We start from the raw sequence: 19,971 nt of genomic DNA, 5'->3' as shown, positions 1-19,971 counted from the left end.
TCCCGCCCGGTCCTCGCGTCCGGCGCCACCGGCCGCGCCCGTGCGACGAAGCCGCACCCCTCCGGTCCGCGAGTCCCGCACGGGGCACCCGCCCGCACCCGCGTACGTACCCTCGTACCTCCGAACAAGGAGCCCCAGCCGTGACCGAGCACGTCGAGTGGAGTGAACCGGAGGCCACCGCCGCACCGGCGAACGCCCCCGTCACACCTGCCGACGCCGCCGACGCGGCGCGGCTCGTCGCCTTCGGACTGCAGCCCAAGCTGCAGCCCGCCCGCGACCAGGAGTACGCCGAGCTGCTGCGCCGCTACCGCGAGGACCCGCCCTTCGCGCGGCTCGCCGACGCGGTCGCCGCCGGCCTCGGGCTGGTCGTCCTGGAGGTGTCCCCGCGCGCGGGGATGGCGGTGACCGCCGCCGAGGACTCCGTCTTCGCCGTCCGGATGGGCGACTACGCACGACGTGCCTCGACCGACTCCGGGGACCGGTTCCTGCACGGACTCGCCCACCTCGCCGTGGCCGCCATGGCCTTCCCGCGCCCCGAGGACCTCGCGGACGACGGATACATCGGGCGCGTCTCGGTCAACGGCGTCGACGCCTTCGTACGACAGGCCTGCCGGCGCCTGGAGGAGCGGGCCGAGGAGACCGGCGAGAACACCGACCCGGCGACCGACGCGCCGGGCCTGGAGGCGGCCTGGCGGATCTGGGCGCGGCGCAGCTCCACCGGGGCCACCAAGGACGCCCGAAGACTGGCCGGTTCGACGACGGGCATCATCGCCAAGGCCGTCGCCTTCCTCACCGACTCCGGGTTCCTCCAGCGCACCGGCGACGAATCCGGCGGGACGTACCGGACGACGGCCCGCTATCAGCTCCAGGTCCGTGACATGGCGGGCAGCGCGGCCATGGCCGAACTGCTGGAGCTGGGCATCGTCCCGGTGACCGACGGCACGGCGACGCTGCTGCCCGCCGAGGACACCGATGATCTGGAGCTCGTGGCCGGAGCCGGACTGCCCTTCCACTCCTGACGTCGGCCTGCCGCCCCCCGGCTCCCCCCACGACCTCACCTCCCCACACGACTACGAGAGTCCGCCGCCATGTACGAGCTGTCCCGGGTCCGCCTCTACTCCATCGGGCCCGCCGGTGCGCGCTACGCCGACACCGTGCTGGACCTGCGCGGAGTCGGCGAGCCCGTGCCCGATCCCGCGCCCACCCAGGCGGAGTTCTTCGAGGAGGAGCCGGTCGGCCCGCCGCGCCGGCCAGCGCCCGCCGGAGTGCTCTTCCTGGAGAACGGCGGCGGCAAGTCGGTCCTGCTCAAGCTGATCTTCTCGGTGATGCTTCCCGGCCACCGCAACACCCTGGGCGGCGCAAGCTCCGGGGTGCTGCGCAAGTTCCTGCTCGCCGACGACTGCGGACACGTCGCTCTGGAGTGGCAGCACACGCTGACCGGTGAGTGCGTGGTGGTCGGCAAGGCGAGCGAGTGGCGGGGGCGGCAGGTCTCCAACGACCCGCGGAAGTTCGCCGAGGCCTGGTACTCGTTCCGGCCAGGACCGGGCCTCAGCCTGGACAACCTGCCCGTCGCCGAGGCCACCGCCGTACGGCCGCCGGTCGAGGGCGCCTCCGGAGCGCAGGGGCGGCGCCGCACCATGAAGGGCTTCCGCGACGCGATCACCGAGGCGGGCAAGGCCTACCCGCACCTGGAGGTGCACTGGGAGGAGATCCACGACCGCTGGAACGAACACCTCGGCGACCTGGGCCTCGACCCCGAACTCTTCCGCTACCAGCGGGAGATGAACGCCGACGAGGGCGAGGCCGCCGGCCTCTTCGCGGTCAAGAAGGACTCCGACTTCACCGATCTCCTGCTGCGAGCGGTCACCGACACCCGCGACACGGACGGGCTCGCCGACCTGGTCGGCGGCTTCGGCAACAAGCTGGGGCGCCGCGCCGAACTCATCGCCGAGCGCGACTTCACCGCCGGTTCCGTGGACCTGCTCGGACGGATCGTCGACGCCGCCGAGGGACGAGCCCGCGCGCGTGACATCCACACGGGCGCCGAGCGGCGGACGAGGACGCTGGCACGCCGGCTGTCCGCGCGGGCCGTGCGCGAGCGCGTGCGCGCCGGTGAGCTCGCCCAGCGCGTGACCGCCGCCGCGTACGCCGTCACCCATGCCGAGGGCGCCCGTGAGCGCAGCGCGCTGATCGCCGCCGAACTCGCCTACCGTCATGCCTCGCTGGCCCTCGCCGGCGCGGAGAAGTCGGCGGCCGCGCAGAAGCGCGAGCTCGCCGACGCGCGCACGCTGCACGCCGCCTGGCAGGCCGCCGAGGCCGTGCTGCGCCACCGTGCCGCCGCCGACCGTTCCACCCGCGTGGCCGACGCGATCCGCGAGGCCGAACGCGACGCCGCTCCCGCGCTCGCCGCCCGCGCCAGGGCCGCCGTCGACCTCGTCCGCGCCCTGCACCGGGCCGCCGAGAGCGCCGAGTCGCTCGCCAACGAGGAGGAGGAGCGGTCCGTCGGCCTCCAGGAGGTCGGCGAGACGGCGCACGCCGACTCGACGGCCGCCGCCACCGCCGCGCAGCGCGCCCGCAGCGAGGTCGGCCATCTGCGTCAGCGGCTGGCCGAGGTCGAGCAGGAGACCGCCGAGGCGGTCCGGGCAGGCTGGCTCGACGACAGTGCCCCCGACGCCGACCCGGCCCGGGCCGCGCTCGCCGCCAGCGACGCGGAGAAGACGGCCGTCGCCGCCTGGGACACCGCCCGTGAGGCCTCGCGACGCGCCGCCGACCAGGCGCGGGAGGCGGCGTCCACAGAGTCCCGCGCCGAACTGACGGCGGCCCGCGCGGCGGACGCCGCGACGGCCGCCGAGCGGTCGTACGAAGCGGAGCGCCGCACGGCCGAGGCCCTGGCGGAGGAGGAACGGCTCGCGGAGCTGCTGAGTCTGCCGGGCGCGGACACCCGCCGCGGAGTTCTTCCGCAGCCTCGCCGGGACGAGGACTCCGACGGTCTTGCCGGCTCGTCGGGCGGTGCCCCGCTGGCTCCCGAAGAGCTCGACCGGTACGCCGACGAACTCCGCGAACTCCTCGACGAAGGGGTCGCCTCCGCCGAGCGGCAGCTCTTCGAACTGCGCACCGCCGCGGCCGACGACGCGCGGATTCTCGGGGCGCTCGGCGACGGCGGGCTGCTGCCGCCCGGCCCGGACGTCCTCGCCACCGTCGAGTACCTCGGCGAGCACGGCATCCCCGCGCTGCCCGGCTGGCGCTACCTCGCGCAGGCCGTCGACCCCGTCGACCACGCGCGCGTGCTGGCCGCCCGGCCCGAACTCGTCGACGGCGTGATCATCACCGACCCGGACACCCATGCGCGGGCCCGCGAGGTCCTCACCGACGCGGCCCTGCTGCCGCGTTCGGCGGTGGCCGTCGGCACGGCCGCCGCCCTGCTCGCCCCGACCCCGGCCACCGACGCGGGAGAGGGCGGCGTCTTCCTCGTACCGCCGAACCCGGCCATGCACGACGAGCACGCGGCCGACGAGGAGCGCCAGACGCTGCGGGCCCGCACGGGCCTGCGGGACGAAGAGATCCGTGCCCTCGCCGCCCGCCTCGGCAAGGACCGGGAGCTGGCCGCGCGGCTCGCGTCCTGGCGCACCGGCTGCCCCGCCGGACGGCTCGCCGAGCTGGCCACGACCGCCCGCGACGCGCGCGCCTTCGCGGAGGAGGCCGAGGCCGAGCTGGCCGAGGCCCGAACCGTCCGCGCGGAGGCCGATGAGACGGCGGTCGACGCTGCCCATGTACGCGACGAGCGGCAGGAGGCCGCGCAGAAGGCCCGGCGCGCCGCCGACGCCCTCGCCGGACTCGCCTTCCGGCTGCGCGAACGCGCCGGATGGCAGGTCCAACTCCGGGAACTCGCCGACGAGGCAGCCGAGTCGGAGGCCCGCGCCCAGGTGTGTCTGGAGCGCGCCCGCGCCGCCGACGAGGACCGTCGCGCCACCCAACGCGCCGCCGACGACGCCCGCCGCACGGCCCGCGCGCTGCGCGCCGAGCGCGCGGAGATCGCGGGCGCCCCCGACGAGGTGACACAGGACGGGACGGCGCCGGCCAAGGCCTCGCTGCCCGCCCTGCGGGAGGCCTACCGGGCCGCCTCGCAGCTGTACGAGCAGGTCGGCGTGGGAGCCGACCTGCGGGCCGAGCAGGCACGGGCCGAGAGCGACGAGAGCACGGCGCTCGCGGAGCTGGACCGGCTCAGCAACAAGGTCCGCACGCGCGCCGCGCAGCTCCTGGAGTCACCGGACGGTTCCGACAGCCCCTCCCGGCAGGCCGCCGCCGCGCGGGCCGAGGAACTGGTGCAGCTCCTGGAGACCCGGATGTCGACCGCGAGCGAACAGCTCGGGCGGCTGCGGGGCGAGGCCGAGCGGCACGCACCTGAGGACGGCGAGGTGCACACGGAGCTGACCGACGAACTCGTTCCGAGCGACGCCGAGCACGCCCAGACCCTGCTGCGCACCGCCACGACCGAACTCGCCTCCCGCACCGAGGCGTTGAACCGTGCCCGCGAGGCACACGCGGAATTCCTCGACGCCCACCGGTCCGCCGAGGACGCGGCCGGCGGCTTCGACGAGACGTCAGCCCTGCTCAGGGACCTGATCCGCGAACACGTCGACGAGGAGCAGGACGAGCCCGAGCCCTACCCCGGCACCCTCGAAGAGGCGCGGAACTCCGCCGCCGAGAGCCGCCGCTCGCTGCGCGGCTGCGCCGCCGACCTCTCCACGGCCGAGGCCGCCGTCCGCGAGGCGAGCGACATCCTCGTACGGCACGCCAACTCCACGCGCTACGAGCAGGTGCGCACCCCCGCCCGACAGCAGATCCGCGAGCTGCCCGCCTCCTCGCTGCCCGAGCACGCACAGAAATGGGCGGACGCGTTCGCGCCCCGGCTGCGCGTACTGACCGACGAACTGGAACAGTTGGAGCGCAACCGCGACTCGATCGTGGACCGGCTCCGCGGGCTCGTGGAGTCCGCCCTCGCCACACTGCGGTCCGCGCAGCGCCTGTCCCGGCTGCCGGAAGGACTCGGGGAGTGGTCCGGGCAGGAATTCCTGCGCATCCGCTTCGAGGAACCCGACCAGGCCACCCTCGCCGAGCGGCTCGGCGACGTGGTGGACGAGGCCACCCGTGCGGCGGTCAAGAAGAACTCCGACATGCGGCGCGACGGCATGTCGCTGCTGCTGCGCGGAGTCAGCGCCGCGCTCCAGCCCAAGGGCGTCGCCGTCGAGATCCTCAAGCCGGACGCCGTGCTGCGCGCCGAACGCGTTCCCGTCGGGCAGATGGGCGACGTGTTCTCCGGCGGCCAGCTGCTCACCGCGGCCATCGCGCTGTACTGCACGATGGCCGCGCTGCGCAGCAACGACCGCGGCCGTGACAAGCACCGGCACGCCGGCACCCTGTTCCTCGACAACCCCATCGGGCGCGCCAACGCGACGTATCTGCTGGAGCTCCAGCGGGCCGTCTCGGACGCGCTGGGCGTCCAACTCCTCTACACCACCGGCCTGTTCGACACGACCGCGCTGGCAGAGTTCCCCCTCGTCATCCGGTTGCGCAATGACGCCGACCTTCGCGCCGGGCTGAAGTACATCAGCGTGGAGGAGCATCTGCGGCCGGGACTGCCGCGCGAGCCTGCCGCCGGGGAGACCGTGCACACCGAGATCACCGCGACGCGGATGTACAAGCGCCCGGCGCCGATCGCCCCGTAGAAACACGGCGGTGGGGGAACTGCGGGCCGTCCGTGGCCGGTCGCGCAGTTCCCCGTTCCCCGCACCCCTCGCGGGGCCCGGTCCCGTTCCCCGCACCCCTCGCGGGGCCCGGTCCTGTTCCACGCACGCCTCGCGGGGCGCTCGGCTAGGCGTCCTCCTTCAGCATGTCGGAGCACTTCTCGCCGATCATCATCGTGGTGATGCACGGGTTCACGGAGATCAGATCCGGCATCGCCGAGCCGTCCGCGACCCGCAGACCCTCGACCCCCTTGACCCGCAGCCGCGCGTCGAGCGGGGCCGAGGCGTCGTCGTCCGCGCCCATCTTCACGGTGCAGGACGGGTGGTAGACGGTGTTGTGGGTCTTGTGGATGTAGTCCAGCAGCTCGTCGTCGGACCGTATGTCCGGACCGGGGGCCAGCTCCGCGCCCGCCCAGCCGCTCAGCGCGGACTGGGAGACGATCCGCCGTGCCAGCTTCAGCCCGTACGTCATCACCCGCACGTCGTGTTCGTGCGTGAAGTAGCGCGGATCGACCCTCGGTTTGTCCCGGTAGTCGCGGGTGCGCAGCCGCACGGTGCCGCGGGACTTCGCTCGCGTGACGTTCGGGGTGAGGCAGAACGTGTTCTCCGACGTGGGGAATCCGTGCCGCGCGGTGTTCATGTCGAACGGCACCGAGCCGTAGTGGAACATCAGGTCCGGCCGGTCCAGGCCCGGTTCGGTGTCGTAGAAGATGCCCGCCTCCCACCACTGACTGGACGTGGTGGGCATGGGCTGCTTCGCCTCCCACATGATGACGCCCTCGGGGTGGTCCTGGAGGTTGTCGCCGACGCCCGGCGCGTCCACGACGACGTCGACCCCGACCTCGCGCAGATGCGCGGCGGGCCCGCGTTCTTGCGCCGGGGCGGCCGGATGCACCGCCCCGGACGATCAGGATCAGGCGAACCAGCCTTGCGGGGACGGGTCGGTGTTGCGCCAGATGTGCTTGGCCTCGCGGTACTCGGCCAGCCCCGACGGCCCGAGTTCGCGGCCGAGGCCGGACTGCTTGAATCCTCCCCACTCGGCCTGCGGGACGTAGGGGTGGTAGTCGTTGATCCATACCGTGCCGATGCGCAGGCGGGCCGCGACGCGCTGGGCCTTGGCCTCGTCGGTGCTGAAGACGGCGCCCGCCAGCCCGTAGACCGTGTCGTTGGCGAGGCGCACGGCCTCGGCCTCGCCGCTGAAGCGCTCCACGGTGAGCACGGGCCCGAACGACTCGTCCTGGACCACGGACATGTCGCCACTGCACTCGTCGAGGACGGTCGGCGGATAGTAGAAGCCCGCGTCGAAGCCGGGCCCCGTCGGCCGTGCGCCACCGCAGCGCAGCACGGCTCCTTCCGCCAGGCCCTTGGCGACGTACGCCTCGACCTTGGCGCGATGCGCCGCCGAGATCAGCGGCCCGGTCTGTGCCCGCTCGTCGAACGGCCCGCCCAGTCTGATCTCCGAAGCCCGCCGTACGAGCTCGTCGACGAACCGGTCGTGCAGCGTGTCCTCGACCAGCAGCCGCGCGCCCGCCGAGCAGACCTGCCCGGAATGCAGGAAGACCGCGGTCAGCGCCATGTCGACGGCCGTCTCGAAGTCGGCGTCGGCGAAGACGATGTTCGGGTTCTTGCCGCCCAGTTCGAGCGCCACCTTCTTGACCGTCCCGGCCGCGGCGGCCATCAGCCGGCGCCCGGTCCCGAGGCCTCCGGTGAAGGAGACCAGGTCCACGTCCGGATGGTCGGCGAGCGGGGCGCCCGCCTCGGGGCCCGCGCCCAGCACCAGATTGGCGACGCCCGGAGGCACTCCCGCCTCTTCCAGGAGCCGCATCAGATGGATCGCCGTGTGCGGAGTCAATTCGCTCGGCTTGAGGACGAAGGTGTTACCGGCGGCGAGCGCCGGCGCCACCTTCCAGGCCGTCTGCAGGAGCGGATAGTTCCACGGGGTGATCAGCGCGCAGACCCCGACGGGTTCGTACACGACGCGGCTGTCGACGCTCGGCGTGCCCGTCTCGATGACCCGGCCGGTTTCGGCGGCGGCCAGTCGGCCGAAGTAGCGGAAGCAGTTGGCGATGTCCTCGATGTCGTACTCGCTCTCGACGAGCCGCTTGCCGGTGTCCAGCGACTCGGCGCGGGCGAGAGCGTCCTTGTCGCGGACGAGGTGATCGGCGACGCGCAGCAGCAGGTCACCGCGGTCCGCGGCCGGGGTCGCGGGCCAGGGGCCCTCGTCGAAGGCGCGGCGCGCGGCGGCGATGGCCTCCACCGTGTCCTTGCCTCCCGCCTCGTCGACGACGCCGACCAGAGAGCCGTCGGCGGGGCAGCGGATCTCCCGGGTCCCCTCGTCGAGCGGGCCCCGCCATGTTCCGTCGATGTACAGGTCAGGCACGTGGGCCTCCCAGTCGCGCGATCAACCACTCATGGAAGATCCCGATGTGATGCTCGGTCGGAACCAGCACACCACCGTTGCGATAGGCCCGGGACGCCATCGCCGGCTGTGTCCTTTCACAGGCTTCGAAGTCCTGTTCGTTCACCCGGTGGAAGAGCTCCACCGACTTGGACACGTCCGCACCCGACTCGACGACCTCCGGGGCGTAGAGCCAGTCGCACTCGACGACCGTGCGGTCCTCGGAGAGCGGGAACATGCGGTGCAGGATGACATGGTCAGGGACCAGATTGACGAAGACCGTCGGTTTCACCGTGATCGCGTAGTAGCGGCGGTCCTGGTCGTCCGCGACCTCGGGCAGTCTGGCGAAGCCCTCGCTGCCGTCGACCGTGAAGCCCTTGATCTCCTGACCGAACTCGGCGCCATGGCCGACGTAGTACTGCGCCGCGTACCCCTGCGCGAACTCCGGGAGCACCTCGGTCAGTTCGGGGTGGATCGTCGCGCAGTGACAGCACTCCATGAAGCTCTCGACGAGCAGCTTCCAGTTCGCCCGAACGTCGTAGGTGATGCGCCGGCCGAGGACGAGCTTCTCGGCGCCGTAGTGCTCGATGGCCGCCGCGCTGCCGAGCCTTTCCACGGCCGCGCCCGTCACCGTCTCCTCGAATGAGGGCGGCTCGTCCGCCAGGCACACCCACGCGTAGCCGAGCCACTCGCGCAGGGCGACTTTGACCAGGCCGTACTCGACGCGGTCCACGTCCGGCATCTTCACCAGGTTCGGTGCCGCGACCAGCTTGCCGTCGAGGTCGTACGTCCAGGCGTGGTACGGGCATTGGAGGTTGCGCCGCACCTCGCCCGACTCCTCGGTGCACAGCCCGGCGCCCCGGTGACGGCAGATGTTGAGGAAGGCGCGCAGCTCACCGGTGCGGGAGCGGGTGATCAGGACGCTCTCCCGGCCGACCTGGACCGTACGGAAGGCTCCGGGCCTCGCGAGATCCGCGGAGCGCACCGAGCAGAACCACATCGACTCGAAGAGCCTCTGGCCCGACACCCGGGCCACCTGAGCGCGTCCACTCCCCCACCCCGGCAAGGAGGGGCATGCGCTCAGGGGCTGCGATGGTGTCCGTGCCGTGTCCGGTGCGGACCTTTGTGTTGCCGGGGGCGGGAGGAGCCGGTCGAGGACGGAGGCCTCGATGATCGGCCGGTCCGGCCGGTCCCCTTTACGAACGGCCGCTCGTGCTGAACGGGCCGGAGGTGACGACGCGTTGGCCCTGTCCCGCGCCCTGGGCGCTCACAGGACCACTACCGACCGGAGCACGTCGCCGCGGTGCATCTTCGCGAACGCCTCTTCGACCTCGTCGAGCGAGATCGTCTCGCTGACGAAGGCGTTGAGGTCCAGCAGCCCGTACAGGTACTGGTCGATGAGGAAGGGGAAGTCGCGGCTCGGCAGACAGTCGCCGTACCAGGAGGACTTCAGGGCGCCGCCGCGCGAGAACAGGTCGATCACGCCACGGGCGCCTCCGCCCGCCGCCTCCCCGATGACGGTCTCCTCGGCGTGCACACCCTGCGCACCCTCGACGACGCCCGTGCCCTGCGCGCGGAACTCACCGCGGGACAGCGCCGCGTCGTCGTCATCGGCGGCGGCTTCATCGGCGCCGAGACCGCGTCCTCGTGCGCCGCCCTCGGCCATGACGTCACCGTTGTCGAGGCCGCCCCACTGCCCCTCCTTGCCCAACTCGGCCCGGACATGGCAGCTGTGTGTGCCGCACTGCACCGGCGCGCAGGCACCTGCCTCGTCACCGGAACCGGCGTCGCCGGGTTCCGGCGGAGCGGCGGCGCGTCTCCCGGCGCGGTCAGCGGAGTGAAACTGTCCGACGGCCGCACCCTGCCCGCCGATGTCGTGATAACCGGCATCGGCGCCGCCCCGGATACCGACTGGCTGGCGGGCTCGACGCTCGCCGTGAACGACGGAGTGCTGTGCGACGACGGCTGCGTGACAGGAATTCCGCAGGTCGTCGCCGTCGGTGACGTCGCCCGCGCCGGCGGCACCCGCACCGAACACTGGACCTCCGCAACCGAGCAACCCCGCGTAGCCGTGGGCAATTTGCTCGCAGGACGCGCTGTGGCGACCCTGCGGTCCCTGCCCCACTTCTGGTCCGACCAGTACGGTACGCGGATCCAGTTCGCGGGCCGACGACAGGAATCGGACACGGTCCGGATCGTCGAGGGAGCCCTCGACGACGGCGGACCGGCCGAGGGGGGCTTCCTCGCCGTCTACGAGCGTGCCGACCGGACGACAGCGGTGCTCGCGGTCGACCGCCCCCGCCCCTTCCTGCGCGTCCGCCGTGAACTGGCGGGCAGTGAGGACCCGCTGGAACGGGCGACACTGTGAGGGGGTGACTCCGGTGGCCGCCGGACGAGGGCGGGCGGGAGGGGCGGGTGGAGGCCCGTCCCGTTCCCTTGCGCCGGCCGGCCGCGTGGGCACTGACCCCCTCACGCTTCGTCGCGCCGCTCCTGCCCACGCCGTACCGGGGTCGTACCCGGGGTCGAGGCAGGGAGATCTGCCGCTCCGCTAGGAGTGAGACAACTGCCCGGCCCCGCCCCGCCTGCGTATCCGCTCCTGGGCCCGCGCCGAGATCCGTGCCTGACGCCTGGCCTTGCGCCGCTCGCGCCGGAGTGCCCGCGCGGTGCTGCTCGGCACCGACACCACGCCGTTCCGCTGGTTCCACACCTGTCGCGTCACCCAGACGTCCAGGGCGGCCCATGTGGCGACGACCGTACTGGCCACGCTGCTCAGGACCATCGGGAAGGCCAGCCAGGACCCCGCCATCGTGCAAAGGAAGGCCACCACGGCCTGGATCAGCGTCACCGCGATGATGAGCACCGCGCGCACGGCCGACGTACGCACCGGATCGGGCAACCGGCGCCTGCGCGCGGGCTCCTCGATCCACAACGGCCGGTAGTACGACCGCTCTTCGTGGTCCTCGTATCCGTCCGTGGCAGAGCCCTTCTCATCAGCTCGGCCGCCCCTGTCCGTGGCGGAGTCCTGGAACTCCGCCGTACCGGGCTCGTCCGTCCTGGCCCGCCGCTCGTCCGGCCGACCACGCCCCGCTGCCGGAATGTCGTGATCCGGTGCCAGGGTGGCCAGTTGTGCCGCCACGCGCGTCCCAACCTCAGTAGCGGGTGCCCCGCTCCGCTCCGCCGTGCCCATCAACTTGTCACTCCCCACCGCCCAGCAGCCCTCTCGCACGGGTGTTTTTGCGACCCCCGCTCCCCAGTGGCTGCCCGGCTTGCGCTCTTTTACGCCGACTGAGCGCGGCATGCGGCGCCTGTGGCCGATTCCGCCCCCAATTCCCGTACAGAAAGACGAACGACCTGCCCCGAAGATTCCCGCCGAGCGAAGAATTCCGGCCAACTGACGATGTTCCCCGCTCCGATGTGATCCGGCCCCAAGTGCCGGATTCAGGGAGGCAATCTCCCCCAATGAACGGACAACTCCCCATGTCTTGTTCCCCGTCGAGCCGGGACCGCGTCCGGACGGGTCTTCGAGTTACCTCCGGGTCAGTAGTAGGCTCACGCCGTTTGTTGACGCACATGTGTACCCCCGGCCGAGGGGGTCGAGCTGGGGGAGGCCATGCGCTTTCGCGGGAAGTCCATCCGCCGGAAGATTGTGGCGCTGCTCCTCGTGCCCCTGGTGTCCTTGACCGCGATCTGGGCTTTCGCGACCGTGCTCACGGGGCGTGAGGCAAGCCGGCTCTTCAGCGTGTCCGAGATCGTGGAGAAGATCGACTACCCGACCGAGGACACCGTCAGAGTCCTCCAGCAGGAACGCCGCCAGACGCTCGTCTACTTGGCCGATCCTCGCGCGTCCGACGGGCTGGCGGCGCTCAAGCGCAGCCGCGGTGCGACGGATCGCATCGTGGCGAAGGTCCGCAGGAACGCCCAGGACAAGGGCGTGCGCAAGGAACTGAGCGGGGGCACCGCGGAGCGCCTCACCTCTCTCCTCGATGCGCTCGACGGGATCTCCTCGCTGCGCAGCGGCATCGAGGACGGCACCGTCAACCGCGTCCAGGCTCTCGGCCTCTACAACCGTCTGATCGATCCCTGCTACGTCCTGATGGCCAACCTGCACGTGGTCGACGATGTGGAGCTCGACAAGGAGGGCCGCGCCCTCGTCAATGTGTCCCGCGCCCGCGAACTGCTCTCCCGTGAGGACGCCCTCCTCGGCTCCGCACTGGTCGCCGGTCACATCACACAGGACGAACTCCGTGACATCTCCGACCTGGTGGCCCAGCGCACCCTCCTCTACGACATCAGCCTGCCGTTGCTGCCCTCCTCGGAACGCGACCGCTTCGAGCGCTACTGGAGGAACGCCGGCACCGGGCCACTGCGGGTGGCGGAGCAGGCCGTCGCCGCTTCCACGGCCGGCTCGCCGAGCGGCGTCACCGCGAAGAGCTGGGACGGCGCTGCCGGGCATGTGCTCGCCGAACTCGGCGAACTCGAGGACCGGGCGGGCGACCACTACCGGGACCGGGTCAGGCCCGTGGCCATGAGCGTCATCCTCCAGGCTGTCGTCGCGGGCGTGGTCGGTCTGATCGCCCTGCTGATCTCGCTCGTCATGTCCGTCCGCATCGGCCGGAGCCTCATCCGCGACCTGCGCCGACTGCGTCTGGAGGCCCACGAGGCGTCCGGCGTACGACTGCCCAGCGTCATGCGCCGCCTCTCCGCCGGTGAGCAGGTCGACGTCGAGACCGAAGTGCCGCGCCTGGAGTACGACAGGAACGAGATAGGCGAGGTCGGCCAGGCCCTCAACACCCTCCAGCGCGCCGCCGTCGAGGCCGCCGTCAAACAGTCCGAACTGCGCGAGGGCGTCTCCGAGGTCTTCGTCAATCTCGCGCGCCGCAGTCAGGTCCTGCTCCACAAACAGCTCACCCTCCTCGACACCATGGAACGCCGGACCGAGGACACCGACGAGCTGGCCGACCTGTTCCGCCTCGACCACCTGACCACCCGAATGCGACGCCATGCCGAGGGTCTGGTCATCCTGTCCGGCGCGGCGCCGTCCCGGCAGTGGCGCAAGCCGGTTCAGCTCATGGACATCGTCCGCGCGGCTGTCGCCGAGGTCGAGGACTACGAACGCGTCGAGGTACGCCGGTTGCCGCGCGTCGCCGTCACGGGTCCCGCCGTCGCCGACCTCACGCATCTCGTGGCCGAGCTCCTGGAGAACGCCACCGTGTTCTCGCCCCCGCACACGGCCGTGCACGTCGTCGGTGAGCGCGTCGCCAACGGCTTCACACTGGAGATCCACGACCGCGGCCTCGGCATGGCCGCCGAGGCGCTGCTCGACGCCAATCTGCGGCTCGCGGAGACCCCCGAGTTCGAACTCTCCGACACCGACCGGCTCGGCCTCTTCGTGGTCAGCCGGCTCGCCCAGCGGCAGAACGTCCGCGTCTCGCTCCAGCCGTCTCCGTACGGCGGCACCACCGCGGTCGTCTTCATGCCGGACGCTTTGCTCACCGACGACGTACCGGACACCAACGGCATCGGATTCCGCCTCGACCGCACCCTGCCCACCAAGGAGGGCGGGACGGAGGAGCGCCGCAACGCGGCACTCACCCAGTCGCCCGTGCGTCTGCCGGGACTGCCCGCCTCGGTCCTGGACGGCCCCGTCGAGCTGGACGCGCCCGTCGACCTGGACACGCTCACCGGATTCCCCGGCGCTCTCGGCGACGACGACAGCGAACGCGGACTGTTCAGCCCGCGGCGCTCGATCGCCGGAGTTCCCGCAGGGCGGCACCAGCAGGCCGGTGACAGCAGCGACGATCCCGCCCGCTCCGCGGACGACGACCGTCCGGGCACCACTCCCGTCCCGCTGCCGCGACGCCGGGCGCCCAAGCTCGTCAGTTCCCACGGCCGGCCCGTCACCCAGGCCAGGTCGTGGCGAGACCGGGCGGACGACGACCCGGCCCAGGACCTTGAAGCGGCACGCAACCTGGGCACCCCTTCGGACCCGGAGCCGAGGGAGAGCGCGGATCGCCCGGAACGCCGTGCGACGGAACTCGAGGGCGCGAAGCCACTGCCCAAGCGGCGCGGCGAGCGATCCGCTGCCCCGGCCCGACGCGGCGTTGAGCGCTCCGGCGTCCCGGGTCCGCGCGGAGCTTTCGGCACACCCGAGCGACCCGGCCTCCATGAGGCACCCGAACCTCGCACGGGGCCAGGCCGCCGTGAGGCCCCCGTCCATCCGGACGGCCCGGGCCTCCGAGATGCCCCGGCTCTGCCCCGGCGCACCCGCACCACCGCATCGGCCGTGAGCCCGGACGACACGACCCCGCGGCCCGACACCGCGCCGGGGCAGGCAGAATCGGGTACGGCCCCGCTGCCCCGGCGAGTCCGGCAGGCCAATCTGGCCCCGCAGCTGAAGGACGGACCGGCGCGGCTCGCCGAGCGCGGCAACGGCCGCGACGGCACGGGGGCGGACCCCGCCGAGCGGGACGCCGACGAAGTACGCAGCCGGATGGCCTCGCTCCAGCGGGGCTGGCAGCGCGGCCGAGAAGAGAACGCCGTGGGCGACCAGGCCCAGGACGGCTCAGCACGACGAACGACAAAGGGGGACGGTCGATGACCGCACCGAAGGCCGCAGGGCCCACCGCGACCAGCAATGTGTCCGGTGAACTGAACTGGCTGCTCGACGAACTGGTGGACCGCGTCGCCAGCATCCACAAGGCGATCGTGCTCTCCGGCGACGGCCTTCCGACCGGGGCCTCGAAGGACCTCACCCGGGAGGACAGCGAGCACCTGGCCGCCGTCGCCTCCGGCTTCCACAGCCTCGCCAAGGGCGTCGGCCGGCACTTCGAGGCGGGCAGCGTCCGCCAGACCGTCGTCGAACTCGACGAGGCCTTCCTGTTCGTCACGGCGGCCGGCGACGGCAGCTGCCTCGCCGTCCTCTCGGACGCCGACTCGGACGTGGGCCAGGTCGCATACGAAATGACGCTCCTCGTCAAGCGAGTCGGCGTACATCTGGCCGCCAGTCCGCGCACCGATCTGTCTGCGGGCGGGTAGTGGGATGACATGAGCGGAGACGGTCAGGGAAGACGCCACTGGTTCGACGACGAGGCGGGACCGGTGGTCCGTCCGTACGCCATGACACGCGGCCGCACCACCAGCGCGGGCCAGCACCGCCTCGATCTGATCGCGCTGGTGGTCACGGAACAGCACGCCGACGACCCCGAGGCGGACCACTCGCTGTCCCCTGAACACGTGGACATCGTCGAACTCTGCCGTGACGTCCCCCAGTCGGTCGCCGAACTCGCAGCCGAACTCGATCTGCCCATCGGAGTGGTGCGGGTCCTCATCGGGGACCTGGTGGACGATGAAATGGTTCATGTGACACGCCCCGTACCCCCTGCCGAACTGCCGGACGAGAGTATTCTGCGCGACGTGATCAGCCGCCTCCGGGCGCTCTGAGCTGGGCGGAAACGGGGAACAGACGTGACAGGCTGGCAGTTCTGGGTCGACCGGGGCGGTACCTTCACGGACATCGTCGCGCGCTGCCCCGACGGTCGGCTGCTCATGCACAAACTGCTCTCCGACAATCCGGCCCGCTACGCCGACGCTGCCGTCGCGGGCGTCCGTGAACTCCTCGGCAGCGAAGGGGACGCCGCGGGCGCCCCGGTCGACGCCGTCCGCATGGGCACAACCGTCGCGACCAACGCCCTCCTGGAACGCAAGGGCGAGCGCACGCTCCTCGTCACCACCCGGGGCTTCCGCGACGCCCTGCGCATCGCCTACCAGAACCGCCCCCACATCTTCGCCCGCGCGATCGAACTTCCCGAGCTCCTCCACGAGCGGGTGGTCGAGGTCGACGAACGGATCGCCGCCGACGGCACCGTCCTGCGCGCCCCCGACCTGGACGCCCTCGTCGTATCCCTCCAGGAGGCATACGACGACGGGATCCGCGCCGTCGCCGTGGTCTGTATGCACAGCCACCTGCACCCCGCCCACGAACAAGCCGTGGGCGAGTTGGCGGCCCGTATCGGCTTCTCGCAGATCTCCCTCTCCAGCGAGGTCAGCCCGCTGATGAAGCTGGTGCCGCGCGGTGACACGGCCGTCGTCGACGCCTACCTGTCGCCCGTGCTGCGCCGCTACGTCCAGCACGTCGCCGCCGAACTCCGGGGCGTACGGCTGATGTTCATGCAGTCCAACGGAGGTCTCGCCGAGGCGGGTCAGTTCCGCGGCAAGGACGCCATCCTGTCCGGACCCGCGGGCGGCATCGTCGGCATGGCCCGGATGTCGCAGCTCGCCGGCTTCGACCGCGTCATCGGCTTCGACATGGGCGGTACCTCCACGGACGTCTCCCACTTCGCCGGAGAGTACGAGCGGACCTTCACCACCCGGATCGCCGGGGTCCGGCTGCGCGCTCCCATGCTGGACATCCACACCGTCGCCGCCGGCGGCGGATCGGTGCTCCACTTCGACGGCTCCCGCTACCGCGTGGGCCCCGACTCGGCCGGCGCCGACCCCGGACCCGCCTGCTACCGGAACGGCGGTCCCCTGACGGTCACCGACGCCAACGTCGCACTCGGCCGCATCCAGCCCGCCCACTTCCCGAAGGTGTTCGGCCCCGACGGGGATCAGCCCCTCGACGGCGCCCTGGTCCGCGACCGGTTCAACGCCCTCGCGCTCGAGATCCGCGAGAGGACCGGAGACGACCGCACCGCGGAGCAGGTCGCCGAGGGCTACCTGCAGATCGCCGTGGCCAACATCGCCAACGCCGTCAAGCGGATCTCCGTACAGAAGGGCCACGACGTCACCCGCTACGCGCTGACCACCTTCGGCGGCGCCGGTGGCCAGCACGCGTGCATGGTCGCCGATTCCCTCGGCATCCGCACCGTCCTGGTCCCGCCCATGGCAGGCGTCCTGTCCGCCCTCGGCATCGGACTCGCCGATACGACAGCCATGCGCGAACAGTCCGTCGAGGCGCCCCTCGAGCCGTCCTCGATGCCCGGCATCCTCAAGACGGCCGACGATCTGGAGGGCGCCACGCGCGCCGAACTCCTCGCCGAGGACGTTCCCGAGCACCGCATCAGGATCACCCGCCGGGCCCAGCTCCGCTATGACGGCACGGACACAGCGCTGACCGTAGAGCTCACCGAGCCCGACACCATGAACCACGCCTTCGAAGAACGTCATCGCGCCACCTACTCCTTCACTCTCGACCGCCCGGTCGTCGTCGAAGCCCTCTCCGTGGAAGCCACCGGTCTCACCGAAACCCCCGATCTCTCCGCCCTCGCCCCTTACCGGGCCGCACCCGCATCCCGCTCGGCCACCCCGGAGACCGTCAGCCTTCACGCGGGAGGCACCTGGCGCGACGTGCCTCTGCACCGCCGCGAGGAGCTCCCGCCCGGCGAGACCGTGAACGGACCCGCGATCATCGCCGAAGCAGGCGCGACAACCGTCGTCGACGACGGCTGGCGGGCCGCGACGACCGACGACGGGCATCTGGTCATGGAACGGGCGGCGATTACGGAGAGTTCCGATCTTGGCACGGAAGCGGATCCCGTTCTGCTCGAGGTCTTCAACAACCTCTTCATGTCCATCGCTGAACAGATGGGCGCGCGCCTGGAATCGACCGCCCAGTCCGTCAACATCAAGGAGCGCCTGGACTTCTCCTGCGCCCTGTTCGACCCCGACGGCAACCTGGTGGCCAACGCCCCGCACATCCCGGTCCACCTGGGCTCCATGGGGACCAGCGTGCAGGAGGTCGTCCGGCGGCGCGGAGACACCATGCGGCCCGGCGACACCTACGCCGTCAACGATCCGTATCACGGCGGCACCCACCTCCCCGATGTCACCGTGATCACCCCGGTCTTCGACATGGAGGGTGAGCGGATCCTGTTCTACGTCGCCTCGCGCGGCCACCACGCCGAGATCGGTGGCATCGCCCCGGGCTCCATGCCGGCGAACAGCCGCACCATCGACGAGGAGGGCGTCCTTTTCGACAACTGGCTGCTCGCCGAGAACGGCCGGTTCCGGGAGGCGGAGACACTGGCCCTGCTCACCGAGCCGCCCCACCCCTCGCGCAACCCGAAGACCAACCTCGCCGACCTGCGCGCCCAGATCGCCGCCAATCGGAAGGGCGTCGACGAAGTCGGCCGGATGATCGAGGACTTCGGGCTCGATGTCGTCCAGGCGTACATGAAGCACGTCCAGGACAACGCGGAGGAAGCGGTGCGCCGCGTCATCGACACGCTCGAAGACGGCGAGTTCGCCTACGAGACCGATTCAGGGGCGGTCATCCGTGTCCGTGTCTCGGCAGACCGCGAAACGCGCTCCGCCACTGTCGACTTCACGGGCACGTCCGCGCAGCTCACCACCAACTTCAACGCGCCCTTCGCCGTGGTCAACGCAGCGGTCCTGTACGTCTTCCGCACCCTGGTGGACGACGACATCCCGCTCAACGACGGCTGCCTGCGCCCCCTGCGCATCGTCGTGCCGACGGGGTCGATGCTCGCCCCCGAGCCCCCGGCCGCCGTCGTCGCCGGCAACGTGGAGACGTCCCAGGCGATCACCGGCGCCCTTTACGCGGCCCTGGGCGTGCAGGCCGAGGGCTCCGGCACCATGAACAACATCACCTTCGGCAACGAGCGCCATCAGTACTACGAGACCGTGGCCTCCGGGTCGGGCGCGGGCGACGGCTTCCCCGGCGCCCCCGTCGTACAGACCCACATGACGAACTCGCGGCTCACCGACCCCGAGGTCCTGGAGTGGCGACTGCCCGTCCGGCTCGACGAGTTCGCGATTCGACGCGGCAGCGGCGGCCCCGGACACTGGCGGGGCGGCGACGGCGCCGTGCGCCGTATCCGGTTCCTGGAGCCGATGACCGTCTCGACGCTCTCCCAGCACCGCAGGGTGCCGCCGTACGGTATGGCGGGCGGCGAGCCCGGTGCTCTCGGCGCCAACCGGGTGGAGCGCGCCGACGGTACCGTCACGGAACTCGGCGGAAGCGATGCGACCGACGTCGGACCCGGCGACGTACTCGTCATCGAAACCCCCGGCGGCGGGGGCTACGGCCCACCGCCGCACGACCCCCATCAAGCAGGAGAAAAGATCGATGATCTTCGGGCGTTCTGAGCGCGGCAAGCCTCCGGTCGAGCCCGTCACGCTCAAGATCCTGGTGGCCGGCGGCTTCGGCGTGGGCAAGACGACCCTTGTCGGCGCGGTCAGTGAGATCAAGCCGCTGCGCACCGAGGAACTCCTCACCGAGGCGGGCCGGCCCATCGACGACACCAGTGGAGTGGAAGGCAAGCACACCACCACTGTCGCCATGGACTTCGGCCGGATCACGCTGCGCGAGGACCTGGTGCTCTACCTGTTCGGGACCCCCGGCCAGGACCGCTTCTGGTTCCTCTGGGACGAGCTCGCCACGGGTGCCCTGGGCGCCGTCGTGCTGGCCGACACCCGCCGCCTGGAGGACTGTTTCGCCGCGGTCGACTACTTCGAACGGCGCTCCATACCCTTCGTGGTCGGAGTCAACTGCTTCGAGGAAGCCGCCCTTTATCCGGCGGAGGACGTCCGTCAGGCCCTCGACCTCGACCCTGGTGTGCCCGTCGTCCTCTGTGACGCGCGGGACCGGCAGTCCGTGAAGGAGGTCCTCATCCGCGTCGTCCAGCACGCGATGGCGTACGCCGCCGCCCGCCGTGAGAGCGTCACGACCTGACACGCGCGGCTCCGCGGCCGTCACGACGCACAGGTGCGGCCCGTACCCCCGCCGACCGGGGTACGGGCCGCGGTCATGCACGCGCGCGTGGTTCACGTGAGATCTACGCACGCGTGGACACCTGTTTCGCGTCGACG

Annotated in this window: 10 protein-coding genes and 3 pseudogenes; 8 read left to right on the top strand and 5 right to left on the bottom strand. The window is 71.6% G+C overall.

Features of this window, described 5'->3' with window-relative positions; translation table 11 throughout:
• Positions 1 to 140: 140 nt before the first annotated feature.
• Both ACZ4N5_RS08425 and ACZ4N5_RS08420 read left to right on the top strand, forming a co-directional pair.
• Entirely contained in the window at positions 141 to 1,019 is an 879-nt protein-coding gene (locus tag ACZ4N5_RS08425; RefSeq protein ID WP_467756347.1) for a hypothetical protein, read from the top strand.
• Positions 1,020 to 1,088: 69 nt separating this feature from the next.
• Positions 1,089 to 5,726 carry a coiled-coil domain-containing protein gene (locus tag ACZ4N5_RS08420; RefSeq protein ID WP_467756346.1) on the top strand — a complete coding sequence of 1,546 codons (4,638 nt, stop codon included), beginning with the start codon at positions 1,089 to 1,091 and terminating at the stop codon, positions 5,724 to 5,726.
• Between the two features lie 145 nt (positions 5,727 to 5,871).
• Here ACZ4N5_RS08420 and ACZ4N5_RS08415 read toward each other — a convergent pair.
• From ACZ4N5_RS08415 to ACZ4N5_RS08400, 4 genes and pseudogenes are all read right to left on the bottom strand, one after another.
• Positions 5,872 to 6,609 (bottom strand): annotated as a pseudogene (locus ACZ4N5_RS08415) (GMC family oxidoreductase); the annotation flags it as partial.
• A gap of 48 nt (positions 6,610 to 6,657) precedes the next feature.
• Positions 6,658 to 8,124: an aldehyde dehydrogenase family protein gene (locus ACZ4N5_RS08410; RefSeq protein ID WP_467756345.1), complete on the bottom strand. Its 1,467-nt coding sequence runs from the start codon at positions 8,122 to 8,124 to the stop codon at positions 6,658 to 6,660.
• The gene (locus tag ACZ4N5_RS08405) at positions 8,117 to 9,142 is read right to left on the bottom strand and encodes an aromatic ring-hydroxylating oxygenase subunit alpha (protein ID WP_467756721.1); all 1,026 of its coding nucleotides are present in this window, start codon (positions 9,140 to 9,142) and stop codon (positions 8,117 to 8,119) included. Before ACZ4N5_RS08405 ends, ACZ4N5_RS08410 begins: the two co-directional genes overlap by 8 nt.
• Positions 9,143 to 9,409: 267 nt before the next feature.
• A pseudogene (locus ACZ4N5_RS08400) lies at positions 9,410 to 9,625 on the bottom strand (S-(hydroxymethyl)mycothiol dehydrogenase); the annotation flags it as partial.
• Between ACZ4N5_RS08400 and ACZ4N5_RS08395 the strand changes: the two are divergent.
• Positions 9,626 to 10,510: pseudogene (locus ACZ4N5_RS08395) on the top strand (NAD(P)/FAD-dependent oxidoreductase); the annotation flags it as partial.
• Positions 10,511 to 10,690: 180 nt separating this feature from the next.
• On the opposite strand, the gene ACZ4N5_RS08390 reads toward ACZ4N5_RS08395, so the two are convergent.
• Positions 10,691 to 11,329, bottom strand: a complete 639-nt coding sequence (locus ACZ4N5_RS08390; RefSeq protein WP_467756344.1) for a hypothetical protein — start codon at positions 11,327 to 11,329, stop codon at positions 10,691 to 10,693.
• A gap of 423 nt (positions 11,330 to 11,752) precedes the next feature.
• Between ACZ4N5_RS08390 and ACZ4N5_RS08385 the strand changes: the two genes are divergently transcribed.
• Genes ACZ4N5_RS08385 through ACZ4N5_RS08365 form a run of 5 tightly spaced genes read left to right on the top strand, consistent with a single transcriptional unit; the run spans position 11,753 to position 19,834 of the window.
• On the top strand, positions 11,753 to 14,740 hold the full coding sequence (locus ACZ4N5_RS08385; RefSeq protein WP_467756343.1) for a nitrate- and nitrite sensing domain-containing protein: 2,988 nt from the start codon (positions 11,753 to 11,755) through the stop codon (positions 14,738 to 14,740).
• Complete coding sequence (locus ACZ4N5_RS08380; RefSeq protein WP_467756342.1) at positions 14,737 to 15,177, top strand: roadblock/LC7 domain-containing protein; 441 nt, start codon at positions 14,737 to 14,739, stop codon at positions 15,175 to 15,177. Before ACZ4N5_RS08385 ends, ACZ4N5_RS08380 begins: the two co-directional genes overlap by 4 nt.
• Before the next feature lie 9 nt (positions 15,178 to 15,186).
• Positions 15,187 to 15,582 (top strand): DUF742 domain-containing protein, encoded by a 396-nt coding sequence (locus ACZ4N5_RS08375; RefSeq protein WP_467756341.1) that lies wholly within the window; start codon positions 15,187 to 15,189, stop codon positions 15,580 to 15,582.
• A 24-nt stretch (positions 15,583 to 15,606) separates the two neighbouring features.
• Positions 15,607 to 19,248 (top strand): hydantoinase B/oxoprolinase family protein, encoded by a 3,642-nt coding sequence (locus ACZ4N5_RS08370; RefSeq protein ID WP_467756340.1) that lies wholly within the window; start codon positions 15,607 to 15,609, stop codon positions 19,246 to 19,248.
• Positions 19,229 to 19,834 (top strand): GTP-binding protein, encoded by a 606-nt coding sequence (locus tag ACZ4N5_RS08365; RefSeq protein ID WP_467756339.1) that lies wholly within the window; start codon positions 19,229 to 19,231, stop codon positions 19,832 to 19,834. Before ACZ4N5_RS08370 ends, ACZ4N5_RS08365 begins: the two co-directional genes overlap by 20 nt.
• Positions 19,835 to 19,971 lie beyond the last annotated feature (137 nt).

Source organism: Streptomyces sp. NPDC026500 (assembly GCF_055567635.1).
Note: the sequence above shows the minus strand (reverse complement) of the source record. Positions and strands in the feature narration are given on the sequence as shown.